Raw genomic sequence first — 15,606 nt, 5'->3', positions numbered from 1 at the left:
GCATTAAAGTTAGGTTGAATTACGTAATCATCACCTGCATCAAATACGTTGTAGGCGATAAAAGGGCGAAAATTGTTATCAAAGCGGTACGATGCAAATGTTTCTACACCCATTGCATCTTTAATTAAGCGACCAAGGTTATCGGTATCGTGATTTTTGTTTTTATTAATATTAGCGGCAACATAAAGGCCTTTTTGATCTACGCTGCCCCACATAATGCCTGCACCGTATATTAAATCTTCAACATTTTATGTAGAGCCATCGCCGTAAGTTAAATCAAACTCACCTCGGTTTACACTGGCTGTAAGCGTTAACATGTCTGTAGGGGTGTAACTAACCGAGGCACCAAAGGTGTAGTTAAACTCAACTTCCTGTGCAGCGCTATCGCCAGTGTTCCACAATGTCTCGCATTCATCTTCAGTTATATCGCTTACATCACAGGTGTAAAATTTGCTGTTTTTAAGCTGTGCTTGCAGTGTAAAACTTAAGTCGTTGTAGCTGTTATGATATTGAATAAGTTTATCGCCACGGCCGGTGCCGTTTACTGCGCCATCGTCTTTGTTGTAGGTATAAACACCAGCAGCATTACCATCCCATACAAAGCTGTTGTTGGTGCCATAAACAACGTCGTACCATGCCCCCCATTGTTTACCAATGGTAATTTGGCCATATTTTTCGTGCGAAAGGCCGGCATAACCTAAGCGATTATATAAAAACTCATCTTGAATTGATTCAAAGCGGTTGTTGTAAACAATATCGCTGCTACCTACAGGGTTTACACCCCATTCTACACGCCCTAATGCTGTCCAGCCTTGCTTAAGTTCGCGCTCAAATTTAAAGTTTATACGCGATGTACCGTTTACAACTTCTGTTTGATTTTGTGTATTTATAATCCTTACGTCAATAAAACCACCCACGCTCATTGAATTACGCTCGTCCTTGTATACGTTTACTTCAGAGAATACCGAAGGGCTAATCATTGTTGCTATCAGCATTGATGTTAATTTCAATTTCATTGTGTACTGCCTTGTGTACGTCGGTAAAATGGTAAGTGCAAGGCACACTAACAAACACCTTTATTGGTAAAAAGTGAAAAAACATCATCGAAATTATTCATATATTATGTAGACATTCACGGAGGGTTAATTGTGTTTTTAAGTTGTTATTAAAGTGTATTTTTATAGTAAATACATAAGCAGTCTGCAAATTTACAACCTTAAAAATAATTAACTATTATGATGTTTTTTCACGTTAGCTATAAATTAATTTTTAGTGTAAAAGCTCTAATCTTGTTGTTTTTCAGTGGAATAGCATCACCTTACTGAAAATTCAAAAATCTCCGTAATCAAGTTTTATTGGGCTTTAAATTCACTTCAAATCATAAGTTAAATATAAAAATAAAATAAGAAATGCACACCCTTAATAATTAAGTTTCAGTGCTTGGTAAGTTCGATTTTTGATAGAAAAAATGCCCTTTTTGATATAAACTGCGCGCAAATTAAATACATCACAAACTCCTTTGGAGGGTAGCGCTATTATTAGTACAGCTAATATCACCATGCAATTTGGTGCTAAACCATTATTTGAAAATATCTCAGCAAAATTTGGCGATGGAAACCGCTACGGTTTAATCGGTGCAAATGGTTGTGGTAAGTCAACGTTTATGAAAATTTTAAGCGGTGAGCTTGAACCATCTTCAGGTAATGTAAGCACAGATCCAAATGAGCGCGTTGCTAAACTAAACCAAGACCAGTTTGCTTACGAAGAATACTCTGTAATCGATACAGTAATAATGGGTCACAAAGAGTTATGGGATATTAAACAAGAGCGGGATCGTATTTATTCTTTACCAGAAATGAGTGAAGAAGATGGTATGAAAGTAGCCGACCTTGAAACAGAATTTGCTGAAATGGACGGTTACTCTGCCGAATCTAAAGCCGGTGAGCTTTTATTAGGTGTTGGTATTGCTACTGAGCAGCACTATGGTCCTATGTCTGAAATTGCGCCTGGTTTTAAATTGCGAGTACTACTTGCTCAGGTGTTGTTTTCTGACCCAGATATAATGCTACTTGATGAGCCTACCAATAACTTGGATATTTACACGATCAAGTGGTTAGAAGATGTATTGAACCAGCGCGATTGTACTATGATCATCATCTCGCATGACCGCCACTTTTTAAACTCTGTGTGTACGCACATGGCTGACATAGATTACGGCGAGCTTCGTATTTATCCAGGCAACTACGACGAGTACATGTTTGCAGCAACGCAGGCACGCGAACGTTTATTAAGCGAAAATGCCAAAAAGAAAAGCCAAATTGCAGAGCTACAACAATTTGTATCACGTTTCTCGGCTAATGCCTCTAAAGCTAAGCAAGCTACATCGCGTGCTAAGCGTATTGACAAAATTCAGCTAGACGAAGTAAAAGCCTCGTCTCGTCAAACACCATTTATTCGTTTTGACCAAGAAAAACAACTGTTTCGTAACGCACTAGAAATGACAAGCCTTAGTCAAGGTTTTGAAGACAATACGTTATTCACAGGCCTAGAAGGTTTAGTAGAAGTAGGCGAGCGCATTGCCATAATTGGTGAAAACGGCGTGGGTAAAACAACGCTACTTAATACGTTGGCAGGAAAGCTTGCGCCAAAAGCGGGTGAATTTAAGTGGTCTGAAAACGCTAACATTGGCTACTACGCACAAGATCATGCCGACGAATTTGAAAAAGACATGAACTTGTTTGAGTGGATGGAGCAATGGCAGCAAGAAGGCGACGATGAGCAAGTTGTTCGTAGCTTTTTAGGTCGAATGTTGTTTTCGCAAAACGACATTAAAAAGTCAGTAAAAGTAATATCTGGTGGTGAGCAAGGCCGTATGTTGTTTGGCAAAATCATGATGCATAAACCAAACATATTATTAATGGATGAGCCAACCAACCACATGGATATGGAATCGATTGAAGCGCTTAACTTAGCCCTTGAAGCTTACGAAGGCACGTTGTTGTTTGTATCGCATGACCGCCAATTTGTATCTTCTGTTGCTACCCGCATATGGGAAATTAAAGACGGTAAGATAATCGACTTTAGAGGTAATTACTCAGAGTACCTAGCAAGTAAAGAAGCCTAGTTACTTTGTAATTACAGAATTTAAAAAGCCATGTATAACATGGCTTTTTTTGTTTTTGTTTTATGTTTATTATTTATAAAAAATTAGCCGTTAATCTTCATTTAATATCATTCGAACCTCGCAAATTAAACGTGTTTGGGTATAATACCCGCCTAAAACCGGACATAAGTCCGCTATTTTAAAATACATTACTGAGGAGTATTTATGACTGTTGGCATTATTATGGGTTCTAAATCAGATTGGCCAACCATGGAACACGCTGCGCTTATGCTAGAGCAGTTTGGTATTAAGTACGAAACCAAAGTTGTATCTGCACATCGCACTCCTCAATTACTTGCTGATTATGCAAGCTCAGCTGCAGAACGCGGCATCAAGGTTATTATTGCAGGCGCAGGTGGCGCTGCTCATCTACCGGGTATGGCGGCTGCTTTTACATCGGTTCCTGTTTTAGGCGTTCCGGTAAAGTCTAAAGCGCTTAATGGCGTTGACTCGCTACTTTCGATTTGTCAAATGCCTAAAGGCGTTGCAGTAGGGACTTTGGCCATTGGTGAGCCTGGCGCTGCAAACGCAGGTTTGTTAGCTGCGCAAATTTTAGGGTGCTATAACCCTGAAATTTTTGAAAAAATCGAAGCATTTCGTAAAAATCAAACCGACACAATATTAGCTAACCCAAATCCTGCTGAGTAACGATGAATATTTTAATTTTAGGTGCAGGACAACTTGCACGTATGATGAGCCTTGCAGGCGCACCACTTAATTTGAATGTAGTTGCTTACGATGTTGGCAGCCAAAAAATTGTTCACCCGCTAACGGGTGAAGTGTATACAACAACGCTTGAACAAGCTATTGAATCAGCTGATGCAATCACGGCTGAATTTGAGCACATTCCTGATGATGTTTTAACGCTATGCTGTAATAGCAACAAGTTTTATCCGGGTAAAGCCGCAATTAAAACAGGTGGTGATAGAGCACTAGAAAAAGCGTTACTTAATAAAACAGGGGTTGAATGTGCGCCTTATCAGCTAATTACTGAAAAAGCACATTTAGAACTTGCTGCTAAAAACCTAGGTAAGCCACTTGTAATAAAAACCTGCCAAGCAGGCTACGACGGTAAAGGGCAATGGCGATTAAAATCAGATGATCAAATAGAACAAATTTGGTCAGAAATGGCTGATTTTATAGCATCAGGGTCACAGGATGCGCCGCACACGATTATTGCAGAAAAAATGATCCCGTTTGATCGAGAAGTCTCTATTATTGGTGCGCGAGATAAACACGGTAATGTTGCTATTTATCCGTTAACAGAAAACGAGCATACCAACGGTGTGCTAACGCTTTCTGTTGCTGGTAAAAATAATAAACAGGTAGAAGCACAAGCAAACGACGCATTTACTAAAATTGCTAACGAACTTAACTATGTGGGTGTATTGGCCATAGAGTTTTTTGATGTAATGGGCACACTATTAGTTAATGAAATTGCACCACGAGTCCATAATTCAGGTCATTGGACTCAGCAAGGTTGTCATTGTTCGCAATTTGAAAATCATATGCGTGCCGTTGCAGGTTTACCACTTGGAAATACTGAGCTAAAACATATTACGGCTATGATCAATGTGCTTGGACAAGCAAGCATCCCTGCTGAGGTACTTACATTACCTGACGTAACAAGCCATTGGTACGGTAAAGCGGCGAAGCCAGGTCGTAAAATGGGTCATATTAATGTATCGGCTCACAATATGAATGACCTGTCAGACAAGTTAAGTCAATTAACTGATTATTTACCAGAGCACGATTACCCGGGTATTTTAAAAACGGCAGAAAAACTAATTTTAGGCTAGGGGCCTTGAGCAGGACGGATGAGCCTTTTCTCAGTTAAATAAGCAAGACGCTTTATGCCGCATTTACTCAGAACTTTAGGTTAAATACCTCGAGCCAAAATTAAATTGCACCTTAATTAAAAAATGCTGAGTTTACTCGGCATTTTTTGTCTGTAAAAAAACAAAAACGCACTACATTATGAAATAATAAAACCAATTATTTCAAGGTGAGTGTTTAAATGAAATCTAAACTAATTTATGGCGCGTTAGTCGCCACGTTTTTGAGTGTCAATATTCATGCGACAGAGTCTATTCGTGTTGCCACATTCAATGTCAGTATGGATGCTACAAATTACACTGCCAAAGGCGAGCTTATTAAAAGTGATGCCTTAGTCAAAGCTCTTACCTCAAACACACAACAGATTAAAAATATTGCAGAAATTATCCAGCGCGTTCGCCCAGATATTATTTTACTAAACGAGTTTGACTTTGTTCCTAAAGAACAAGGTATTGATTACTTTAAAACACATTACTTAAACGTAAGCCAAAACCAGCAAACCGCCATTGATTACCCTTATTCTTATATAGCACCCGTTAATACGGGCCTTGCGACAGAGTTTGACCTAGATAACGATGGTAAAAAAAGTAAAGTAATGGGTGATGCCCAAGGCTTTGGCTTTTTTGAAGGGCATTATGGGATGGCCATACTATCTAAGTACCCAATCGATTTTGACAAAATTAGAACTCTTCAAACCTTTAAATACAAAGATATGCCTAATGCCCAAATGCCGTTAATGCCAAAAACAGGTGAGAATTGGTATAGCGCTCAAGAGTGGCAAGCTCTTAGGTTAAGTTCTAAATCGTTTTGGGATGTACCGGTTGTTATTAATAACAAAGCAGTGCATATATTAGCCTCGCATCCTACGCCTCCGGTGTTTGATGGCGAAGAAGATAGAAATGGCAAACGTAACCATGACGAAATTAGATTAATTGCTGACTACGTAGCAAATGCTAACTATTTATACGACGATAATGGACAAAAAGGCGGGCTAGAGACGCAGTCTCGTTTTGTTATTTTGGGTGATTTAAATGCAGCACCCGAAGGTGACAAAGCGCGTTTAGAAACAACCGATCAATTACTTAATAATCCATTAATCAATGCTCGCTTTTTACCTCAAAGTGAAGGTGCTAAGCAGCAATACGAGTTTTCCTATGCAAAACGCTTTACTGCCAATTGGCAGGCACGTGTTGATTATGTATTACCATCGACTTATGGGTTAGAAATAAAAGATGGCGGGGTATTTTGGCCAGTTGAATCAAGCGAGCAATATCGGTTAATTAAAGATAGAACGGCATCAAGCGATCATCGTTTAGTGTGGCTTGATTTAGCAATTAAATAATTAAGGAATGAGTAAACAGAGCTTTACCCTGTTAATTGGCTATTTATCTTAAAAAATTGCATTAACTTTGGTGCTTCTGCTTAAATACGCGTTAATTATAATAACGGTATAGAAGCACTATGATCTTTAATTTTTCCTCATCTAAAACGTTAGTCGCATTGGCTGTTGCCTCAAGTGTTATGCTTGCGGGTTGTAGTGCAACTGCAAACACATCATCTAAAAATAATATTTCGGCAACAAATAAAGTTGAGGCGGTGGTAAGTACACCTGCCGATGTTGGCTCTGAAAAAATTACATTAAAGCAAGCAATGGCTGATCCTGATTGGATAGGTAACCAACCTCAAAATGCTTTTTGGGGTACTGATTCAGCAACAATTATTTATGCTCAAAAGCAACAAGGTAACACCTTACATGATTTATTTAGCCAGTCATTAACGTCTCAAACAGCTGAACAAGTCGCATTGAGTAAGCTACATACACTGGGCGCTAGAAACGCAGTTTTTTCAAACAATAAAGCAATGCAAGCCTACGTGTTTAAAGGCAATGTGTTTGTTAAAAATGTAAAAACTGACACAATTCGCCAAGTAACCCATAGCTCGGTTAATGAATCCAATCCACAGTTTTTAAATGATGGCGCATTGGCTTATCGTCAAAGGAATGTGTTTTTTAAAGTCGATTTAGTGACGGGGTTAACGCAAGAAATTGCTAACTTAAAGCTTGCTGATAAACCAAAAGGAATTAGCGAGCCGAGTTCGTACATTGCAAAAGAACAACACAAACTTATTGAATATATTGCCCTTGAACACAAAAATAAAAAAGATCAGCACGCGCGTAATACACAAATAAACGAGCAAAATACCTCTATAGCGGATACAAGTTACTATTTAGGCAAAGGCAATAAAGTTGATAAAGTAGAACTTTCTCCAAACGGTGATGCGTTATTGGTGGTTGTGAAAAAGCAATCTAGCTGGCGCAGTGACACCGATATAATGCCACATTATGTGACTGATGACGCAACCATAGCCCCTAAAAAAGTTCGTCGTCGTATTGCTGATGCAACAGAAGAAACATCACAACTTATATACATAAATTTAAATGATAAAACACAAAACACGCTAGCGTTTGATACGCTGCCAGGTTTTGATGAAGATGTATTAGCCAGTGTCAAAAAAGAAAATTATGCACGACTAGGCAAAACCTATGAATCAAAAAAATCACCCCGCGCTATTAATTTGATCACTGGGTGGGGATTAGGTCAAAGCCCAATAGTGTGGAACAACGATGGTTCGCAAGTTGCTATTATGCTTGAAGCGTGGGACAACAAAGATCGCTGGATTGCAACCGTAGACTTTGAAAATAATACACTCGAGTCGCAGCATCGTTTACATGACGATGCATGGATTGCTTATGCATTTAATAATTTTGGCTGGTTAAATAACACAAATACTCTTTATTACCTTTCAGAAGAGTCAGGTTACAGCCAACTTTATAAAAAACCATTAAACGGTAAAGCCATTGCGTTAACTCAAGGTCAGTTTGAGGTATCAAACCCAACAGTTACAAGTGACGATTCTGCTATTTATTACAAAGCAAATGTTGAACACCCAGGTTTATACGAAATTTTTCGTGTAAATCCACAAACAGCTGTAAGTGAAAAAATTACTGATTTAAATGGCATGACCGACTACACGTTAAGCCCAGATGAAAGTAAATTATTGCTAGTACACTCTAAAATTACCATGCCTACTGAGCTATATGTAACAGATGCTAAAGCTAATGCGACGGCAACACGTTTAACTAATACGGTATCTAACGCGTTTTTAGCTAAAAAATTAACGGCACCTAAAATAGTTGCAGTGCCATCAAGCCATACAGATCAGCCAATATACGCCAAGGTATACTACCCAGCTGATTACGTAGAAGGCGAAAGTGGTAAAACCCGTAAAGCGGTGATTTTTAATCACGGTGCAGGGTATTTACAAAACTCACACATGGGTTGGTCTGTTTACTTTAGAGAGTTTATGTTTCATTCATTATTGGCTGATGAAGGTTACGTGGTAATGGATATGGATTATCGCGCATCTAAAGGGTATGGACGCGACTGGCGTGCAGCAATTTATCGCCAAATGGGCACGCCAGAAACACAAGATTTAGCGGATGGTGTTAAATGGATGGCTGAAAATGCTAACGTGGATACTAAGGCAGTAGGCACGTATGGCGGGTCTTATGGTGGCTTTATGACCTTTATGGCGTTATTTACGGCACCAGATTTATTTCAATCAGGTGCAGCGCTTCGCCCGGTAACCGATTGGGCACACTATAATACAGCATATACGGGTAATATATTAAACCACCCAGATGTGGATCCCATTGCATACGAGCGCAGCTCACCTATTTACTTTGCTGAAGGGTTAAATAAGCCGTTATTAATAAATGCACCAATGGTAGACGATAACGTATTTTTTCAAGACTCAGTGCGTTTAGTACAGCGCTTAATTGAGCTTGAAAAAGAAAACTTTGAAACGGCTATCTTCCCCGTTGAACCGCATGGTTTTGTGCAGCCTTCAAGTTGGTTAGATGAATACCGCCGTATTTATAAGCTATTTAAAGAAACGCTTTAATCTTAAATTTTTAAATTTTTAAATTTAAGTATAAAAAAACGCCGCGTTTACTAACGCGGCGTTTTTATTAATATTGGAAAGCTTAATCGTTATTTTTTAAGTATGCAATTGCCAAAGGTATGCCAAGCAGTGTGCCACCTATAGCACCTATTAAATGTGCATCTATTGCAACAGTAGAGTTTATTAACTTACCTATGTCGGCATTTGGACCGCTAAATTGCTCAAACGCTATTTTTACCCATACACCTATAAACAACAAATAACCCGACTTTAGCCCCAACGTGACATCTTTCACTGCCCCCCAAATAATTACACCGTGAAGTAGGGCGCTGAGCCCTGTATAAATATGTATATTTGGGCAAAACCAATAAACACCGAGTCCACACCAAAGAGCCAGTAAACATATATTAGTGGTATACCGTGTAGGTGTCGTATATTCGCCGTGCAATAGCCAAATTAGAAATATCCCCCCGCAATTTAAACCTAAATGTGCCCAATTAGCGTGCACAAACTGGCTGGTGAACACTCGCCATACCTCACCTTGTTCAACAAAGTTGCGGTTAAATTCAAGTAAATAATTTAAATCAAATGCAGCAAAAATAGTGCTAAAAAGTATCAGGCAAAGGGGCGGTAAAATATAACGAGGCTGAATTGGTAAATTAAGCATTTTATTGTATTTTTTAGTATTAATTTTTGCATATTGTGCCTGTTTAACTTTAAGATGCCAATTACCCATTGTAATTAAGTGTTTTTAGTATTTTTTATGCATTTTAAACTTAACTCATTATTTGCTATTGGCTTAGGTGTATTGTCTTTGCCGGTACTGTCAAAAGAACCCACAAAAGTAGAAGTTCGTGAACCAGAAGCCACTACCTCAATCAATGCTAAGAAAATTGTTAAAGGTGATAAATATATGCTTGCAGCAGCCAATCCGTATGCGTCACAAGCGGGGAGGCAAATATTAGCAAAAGGCGGCAGTGCTGTTGATGCAGCAATCGCCACTCAACTTATTTTAACGCTTGTTGAGCCACAATCATCGGGTATTGGTGGCGGTACATTTATGATGTACTACAACAAATCAAATAATAAGTTAACCAGCTTTGATGGACGAGAAACGGCTCCTAAAAATGCTGATGAGAACTTATTTTTAAATAAACATGGTAAAGCGGTGAAATGGATTGAAGCGGTTGTTGGCGGACGTTCTGTAGGTGTGCCAGGCGTGTTACATGCCTTTGCTAGTGCGCACAAGCAATATGGTGTATTGCCTTGGGATGAGCTATTTAAACCCGCTATTAAACTCGCCCAAGAAGGTTTTGTGATATCGCCTCGATTGCATGGTTTATTAGCGCGTCAGTTAAATCCAGGTGTTATTAGTATGCCGGTGATACATGAATATTTTTACCCAAAAGGTAAACTCATTGAAGCGGGTAGCATTAAAAAAAACCAGCCGCTTGCTGATTTATACAAAGCCATCGCTCATAAAGGAATAGATGCGTTTTATAAAGGCGAAAATGCTAAACAAATAGTTAAAGCAGTGCAAAAATCAAAAATTGCACCCGGCACATTAACGCAGCAAGACCTAGCACATTATAAAAGCAAAGAGCGTGACGCGGTATGTATAAAATACCGCGTATACAATGTGTGTTCTATGGCACCACCTAGTAGTGGTGGTGTGGCTGTTTTGCAAATGTTAGGTTTACTAGAGCATACAAATATTTCGGCTCTAACACCTAATAGCGAACAGGCTGTTCATTACTTTAGCCAAGCGTCACGCATTGCGTTTGCCGNGAATGTATATATGGGTGACCCAGATTTTACTCAGGTACCTACACAAGAATTATTAAACAAAAACTACATTAAATCACGTGCAAAACTCATAACCGAAAAAGATCAGCATGCGGTTGCTGGCAACCCTGTTAATTTTTTAAGTTACGCACAAGATGATTCGTATGAACTGCCTTCTACATCTCATGTATCTATTGTTGATAGCTTTGGTAATGCGGTATCAATGACCAGCTCAATTGAAATGGCATTTGGCTCAACGGTGATGGTTAATGGATATATTTTAAATAACCAACTCACTGACTTCTCACTTTCACCTCGTAAAAACGGCAAATTAGTTGCTAACCGTGTAGAGCCAGGCAAACGACCGCGTAGCTCTATGTCACCTGTTATGGTGTTTAATGAAGATGGCAGCTTACGTTTAGTTGTAGGGTCTCCCGGTGGCAGCCGTATTATTGATTACGTTGCTCAAGTAGTTGTTGGCGTTTTAGATTGGAACTTATCTGTGCAAGAGGCAATAAACCTGCCGCGTACGACTAATCGTAATGACTACACCAGTCTTGAAAAAGGCACCGTTATTGAATCACTTGAACCAGCACTTTCTGCTCGAGGTCATAAAGTACGTGTGTTAGATCTAAACTCAGGTTTGCATGGCGTAGAAGTAAAAAATAATAAGCTGTATGGTGCAGCAGATCCGCGCCGCGAAGGCGTTGCGCTCTCTGATTTATCTGATAATAACGCCACTTTCAAATTTTAAATTATGTATAATACAAACACGACCTATGTGCGTGTTTGTATTCTCAATGGTCTGACAAGTACTATGTTCATTGCATTTAAATTCTGAGCATTGATAATGACAGATCATAACTTAAGACTCCATTAAAGCCTGGAAATATGACAACAAATACTGATCCTAATTACCTATATATTCATCACTCTGGCCCTGGCCTTATTGAAACGCCTTTACTGAATAAGGGCAGTGCATTTAGTAAAAAAGAGCGCGAAAACTTTAACCTTGCAGGTTTACTTCCTCCACGCTTTGAAACAATTGAAGAGCAAGTTGAGCGTTGTTATCAACAATATTCAAGCTTTACCGACAATCTTAATAAGCACATATATTTACGTGCAATTCAAGATAACAACGAAACGCTTTATTACCGCCTAGTGCGCGATCACCTTGAAGAAATGATGCCAATTATTTACACCCCAACGGTGGGCGATGCCTGTGAAAAGTTCTCCGATATTTATCGTAGCGCACGCGGTTTGTTTATTTCGTATGAAGATCGTTACCAAATTGACGATATTTTACGTAATGCGACAAAAGGTAAAGTAAAAGTAATAGTGGTAACTGATGGTGAGCGTATTTTAGGCTTAGGCGATCAGGGTATTGGTGGCATGGGTATTCCTATTGGTAAATTATCGCTTTACACCGCATGTGGGGGTATTAGCCCAGCATACACCTTACCTGTAATGCTTGATGTAGGTACCAATAACGAAAAACTGTTAAACGACCCAATGTACATGGGCGCACGCCATAAACGTATTGCACAAGACGAGTACGATGAGTTTTTAGATCTATTCATCAAAGCAGTTAAACGCCGTTGGCCAAGTGTTTTACTTCAGTTTGAAGATTTTGCACAGCCTAATGCAATGCCACTTCTTAAGCGCTACCGTGAAGAAATTTGTAGCTTCAATGACGACATTCAAGGCACAGCGTCAGTCACGGTTGGCTCTTTATTAGCCGCCTGTCGTGTTAAAGGCTCAACATTAAGCCAACAAAAAGTGGTGTTTGTTGGGGCTGGCTCTGCCGGTTGTGGTATTGCTGAGCAAATTATTAGCCAAATGGTGTTTGAAGGTATCTCTGAAGAGCAAGCACGTAGCCAAGTATTTATGGTGGACCGTTTTGGTTTATTAACAAATGGAATGGAAGGTTTGCGAGATTTCCAGCAAGCTTTAGCACAGCCAACTAATGCGTTAAGTGATTGGACTTACAGCGGTGAATATGCGTCGCTACTGGATGTAATGCACTGTGCAAAACCAGATATATTGATTGGTGTATCGGGTCAGCCAGGTTTGTTTACAGAGCAAGTAATACGCGCAATGCACTCAACGTGTGAACAACCTATAATTTTCCCATTAAGTAATCCGTCTAAGCAGGTAGAAGCACACCCGGAAGATGTAATTAAATGGACCGATGGTAAAGCATTAGTTGCAACAGGAAGCCCGTTTGATCCTGTTCAATACAATGGTGAAACTTACCCTATTCCACAGTGTAACAATAGTTATATTTTCCCTGGTATTGGTTTAGGCGTTATTGCTGCTAAAGCAACACGTATTACCGATGCTATGCTTAGCGTGTCGAGTGAAATGCTTGCTGAGTCTTCACCGCGTGCAAACAGCGGAAAAGGTAGTTTACTACCCGCGCTAACAGAAATTGAAACGCTAAGTAAACGCATTGCATTTGCTATTGCTAAAAAAGCGATAGAAGAGGGCGTAGCATTAGAAATTTCTGACGATGCTCTTTGGGCAGCAATAGATAAAAATTACTGGTTGCCAAAATACCGCAACTACAAACGTTGCAGTGTTTAATTACGGTACTCGTAATTTAAAGTAACTCAGGCTGTACGTTAAGTTACAGCTAATAACAAAAAACAGGCAATTGCCTGTTTTTTTGTACTTGTTCATTTTTTGTTAACCACGTAGGCTCTTTAATAGAGTTAATTAAATACAATGGATAACGCTATGAAATCACTCACACTCTTTTTAGGCAGCGCTATAGCTTTAACAGCTGTTAGCTTTAATACGCTTGCGGCCTCAACACCAAACGCCCCCCATATTTATGTTAAAGGTGAAGCAACCTTAACGACAATGCCAGACTATGTTCAACTAAGCGTTGGTATCACGGAAATTGATAAAAACCTAATTGCAGCTAAAAACAGAACAGATACCGCAATGGCTAAAGCAATTAAGCTCGTTAAGGAAGTGGGTGTAAAGGAAGGGGATATTAATGCAGGCCATATTTCAATAAATCGTGAAAGCCAGTATAACCGCACATCGGGGTCGCAAGAATTCAAAGGCTTCAGAGTGTCGCGCACACTTACCTTAAAACTAAGTGATATAAAAAAATACCCAGAGCTATTACAAAGCTTAGTAAACAACGGGATTAACGAAATTAATCACACACAATTTTTAGCAAGTAATTACAACGAGCTTCATAAAAAAGCGCAAAAGCTTGCTATTAAAGATGCCCGCGATGCAGCAAAAGAGTTTAGTGAAGATTACGGGGTGGAACTTAAAGGGCTTTATACAGCTTCGCTTAGCCCAATGAATGTAACATCTCAGCCTTATATGCGCGCCGAGCAAACAATGATGAAAGCAGATAGTACACCAGGTAACTTTGTACCCGATGCCTACCATGCCGGAGAAATAAAAGTGACTGCTTCAAGCTATGCAGTATACTTTATAGAGTAACTATATTAACGGTCGCTAAAATTGTGATTAATCTTGGTGGCGCTCAAAACGCGCCACTAATTTCTCACCTTGTTGCTCACTTATTCGGGTAATAGAATTAAGCATATTTTTAATTTCGCGCCTGTCGTACTCATTCGTCACTTGCTCATTAATGTCATCGACTATGGCGTTTAAGTAGTTAAACAAACTATTGCGCGCATCTTCATCGTCATGAGCCACAAACAAAATGTTTTTAAACGCTTCAAGTACGTTAGTCATTACATAAGCATCGCTTTTAGCGTAATTACGCAGCGGCGTAAAATTATCGTGTAATAGCTCATCAAAACTTGTCTCGTGTATAAATAACAGCGGATCGTTATCGGTGTGCTTAAACGAGTAATTTGTGTCGCTTATTTCAAGGCGCTTAATAAGTAAAATACTTAGCATATCTATGGATTTAACCGCAGTACCAGGATCGTTTATCCCTGGGCTCATTGCTTTGACCGCTATTTCAGAAATTTGCGTTAAGCCATAACGATAATGATCGCTAATATACTCTTCTATATAAAAAATAAAGCAGTCTAAAATTTTAGCTATTAGCGCTTCATTGGCTGATATGTCTTTATCGCATTTTAAAAACGGATACCCTTTAACTGTAAAGTAACCTTGATTTACAGAGATATAAATACGGATGTTTTCTTGCTCTAAAAGTGCACACAGCTTGTCGGTGTGAACGCCTTTGTAATAACCCTCTGTTGTACTTTTAATTGAATGCCACTGCGTAAAATCTGGGAAGTCATTAAAAGGACACTCTGCTTGCCTAGTTTGTATGCTTTTTATCTCTGCTTTGGTTTGTCTAAACAAGCCATTTAAAACGTTATCAACCTGTATTGCTTTAGAAATAGAGTGGATAAAAAATACAAATAACCCCAGCGATATCAAACCAAATACGAGCGCAAATAAAACCCCCAAAGAGGGGATAGCTGTATCGCCACCTTCAAGCTTATTAATATTTATAAGCATAATAATTGAGTAAACTATGCTACCTAAATAAAAGCCAAGCACCATTTGGTGAGATTTACGGGTAATAAGTCCAGGCACAACACGTGGCGATAAACTTGCACTAGCGGAGTTTAAAACCACCATAACCATAGAAAAACTAAACACGGTAAGCGATATAATACTGCCCGCAAGGGTACTTAAAATGGTACGTGCGTTTTCAGCACTATCAACTAAAACCACTGAAATAAATGATTTTATTTGTTCAACCGGCGCTACATATTCAAGCGACATAGTAATAATGGCAAACAGTAAAAAACCAATCGAAAATAACGAGGGATAAAAACCAATACTGTTTATCATTTCACGATAACTATCGGCTACTTTACGAGGTACAAACATAAAATCCTTAT

At 39.1% G+C, this 15,606-nt stretch carries 10 protein-coding genes and 2 pseudogenes; 9 read left to right on the top strand and 3 right to left on the bottom strand.

What is annotated here, in order from left to right; translation table 11 throughout:
- A pseudogene (locus tag ATS71_RS06175) lies at positions 1-1,016 on the bottom strand (porin); the annotation flags it as partial.
- Positions 1,017-1,534: 518 nt separating this feature from the next.
- On the opposite strand from ATS71_RS06175, the gene ATS71_RS06170 reads away from it, so the two are divergent.
- The 5 genes from ATS71_RS06170 to ATS71_RS06150 all read left to right on the top strand — a co-directional run bounded on the left by ATS71_RS06170 (position 1,535) and on the right by ATS71_RS06150 (position 8,962).
- On the top strand, positions 1,535-3,124 hold the full coding sequence (locus tag ATS71_RS06170; RefSeq protein WP_082653593.1) for an ABC-F family ATPase: 1,590 nt from the start codon (positions 1,535-1,537) through the stop codon (positions 3,122-3,124).
- 204 nt (positions 3,125-3,328) lie between these two features.
- Entirely contained in the window at positions 3,329-3,811 is a 483-nt protein-coding gene (gene purE / locus ATS71_RS06165) for a 5-(carboxyamino)imidazole ribonucleotide mutase (RefSeq protein WP_058404023.1), read from the top strand.
- Positions 3,812-3,813: 2 nt separating this feature from the next.
- A complete protein-coding gene (locus tag ATS71_RS06160; protein ID WP_058404022.1) occupies positions 3,814-4,962 on the top strand; it encodes a 5-(carboxyamino)imidazole ribonucleotide synthase in 1,149 nt (382 codons plus the stop codon).
- A gap of 218 nt (positions 4,963-5,180) precedes the next feature.
- Complete coding sequence (locus tag ATS71_RS06155; RefSeq protein WP_058404021.1) at positions 5,181-6,341, top strand: endonuclease/exonuclease/phosphatase family protein; 1,161 nt, start codon at positions 5,181-5,183, stop codon at positions 6,339-6,341.
- 119 nt (positions 6,342-6,460) lie between these two features.
- Positions 6,461-8,962: a S9 family peptidase gene (locus tag ATS71_RS06150; RefSeq protein WP_058404020.1), complete on the top strand. Its 2,502-nt coding sequence runs from the start codon at positions 6,461-6,463 to the stop codon at positions 8,960-8,962.
- 82 nt (positions 8,963-9,044) lie between these two features.
- On the opposite strand, the gene rrtA is transcribed toward ATS71_RS06150, so the two are convergent.
- The gene (rrtA, locus tag ATS71_RS06145; RefSeq protein WP_058404042.1) at positions 9,045-9,629 is read right to left on the bottom strand and encodes a rhombosortase; all 585 of its coding nucleotides are present in this window, start codon (positions 9,627-9,629) and stop codon (positions 9,045-9,047) included.
- Between the two features lie 96 nt (positions 9,630-9,725).
- Between rrtA and ATS71_RS18850 the strand changes: the two are divergent.
- From ATS71_RS18850 to ATS71_RS06130, 4 genes and pseudogenes are all read left to right on the top strand, one after another.
- A pseudogene (locus tag ATS71_RS18850) lies at positions 9,726-10,749 on the top strand (gamma-glutamyltransferase family protein); the annotation flags it as partial.
- Position 10,750: 1 nt separating this feature from the next.
- Positions 10,751-11,501, top strand: a 751-nt coding sequence (locus ATS71_RS18845) for a gamma-glutamyltransferase (RefSeq protein WP_235591420.1), incomplete at its 5' end; no start/stop codon positions are given.
- A gap of 137 nt (positions 11,502-11,638) precedes the next feature.
- Positions 11,639-13,333, top strand: a complete 1,695-nt coding sequence (locus ATS71_RS06135; RefSeq protein ID WP_058404018.1) for an NAD-dependent malic enzyme — start codon at positions 11,639-11,641, stop codon at positions 13,331-13,333.
- 153 nt (positions 13,334-13,486) lie between these two features.
- Entirely contained in the window at positions 13,487-14,215 is a 729-nt protein-coding gene (locus ATS71_RS06130; RefSeq protein WP_058404017.1) for an SIMPL domain-containing protein, read from the top strand.
- Positions 14,216-14,242: 27 nt separating this feature from the next.
- Here ATS71_RS06130 and ATS71_RS06125 read toward each other — a convergent pair whose 3' ends face one another.
- Positions 14,243-15,595: a DUF2254 domain-containing protein gene (locus ATS71_RS06125; protein WP_058404016.1), complete on the bottom strand. Its 1,353-nt coding sequence runs from the start codon at positions 15,593-15,595 to the stop codon at positions 14,243-14,245.
- Positions 15,596-15,606: the final 11 nt, after the last annotated feature.

Origin of the sequence: Pseudoalteromonas sp. H71 (assembly GCF_001468485.1) — a bacterium.
Classification (GTDB): Bacteria; Pseudomonadota; Gammaproteobacteria; order Enterobacterales; family Alteromonadaceae; genus Pseudoalteromonas.
The sequence above is the reverse complement of the archived record's forward strand: the minus strand, read 5'-3'. Positions and strand labels throughout refer to the sequence as shown.

Bases quoted from the DNA above. Each gene is read 5' to 3' on its own strand.
- rrtA (WP_058404042.1), bottom strand. From the start codon at position 9,629: ATGCTTAATTTACCAATTCAGCCTCGTTATATTTTACCGCCCCTTTGC.
- purE (WP_058404023.1), top strand. From the start codon at position 3,329: ATGACTGTTGGCATTATTATGGGTTCTAAATCAGATTGGCCAACCATG.
- ATS71_RS06150 (WP_058404020.1), top strand. From the start codon at position 6,461: ATGATCTTTAATTTTTCCTCATCTAAAACGTTAGTCGCATTGGCTGTT.
- ATS71_RS06155 (WP_058404021.1), top strand. From the start codon at position 5,181: ATGAAATCTAAACTAATTTATGGCGCGTTAGTCGCCACGTTTTTGAGT.
- ATS71_RS06160 (WP_058404022.1), top strand. From the start codon at position 3,814: ATGAATATTTTAATTTTAGGTGCAGGACAACTTGCACGTATGATGAGC.
- ATS71_RS06130 (WP_058404017.1), top strand. From the start codon at position 13,487: ATGAAATCACTCACACTCTTTTTAGGCAGCGCTATAGCTTTAACAGCT.
- ATS71_RS06135 (WP_058404018.1), top strand. From the start codon at position 11,639: ATGACAACAAATACTGATCCTAATTACCTATATATTCATCACTCTGGC.
- ATS71_RS06125 (WP_058404016.1), bottom strand. From the start codon at position 15,595: ATGTTTGTACCTCGTAAAGTAGCCGATAGTTATCGTGAAATGATAAAC.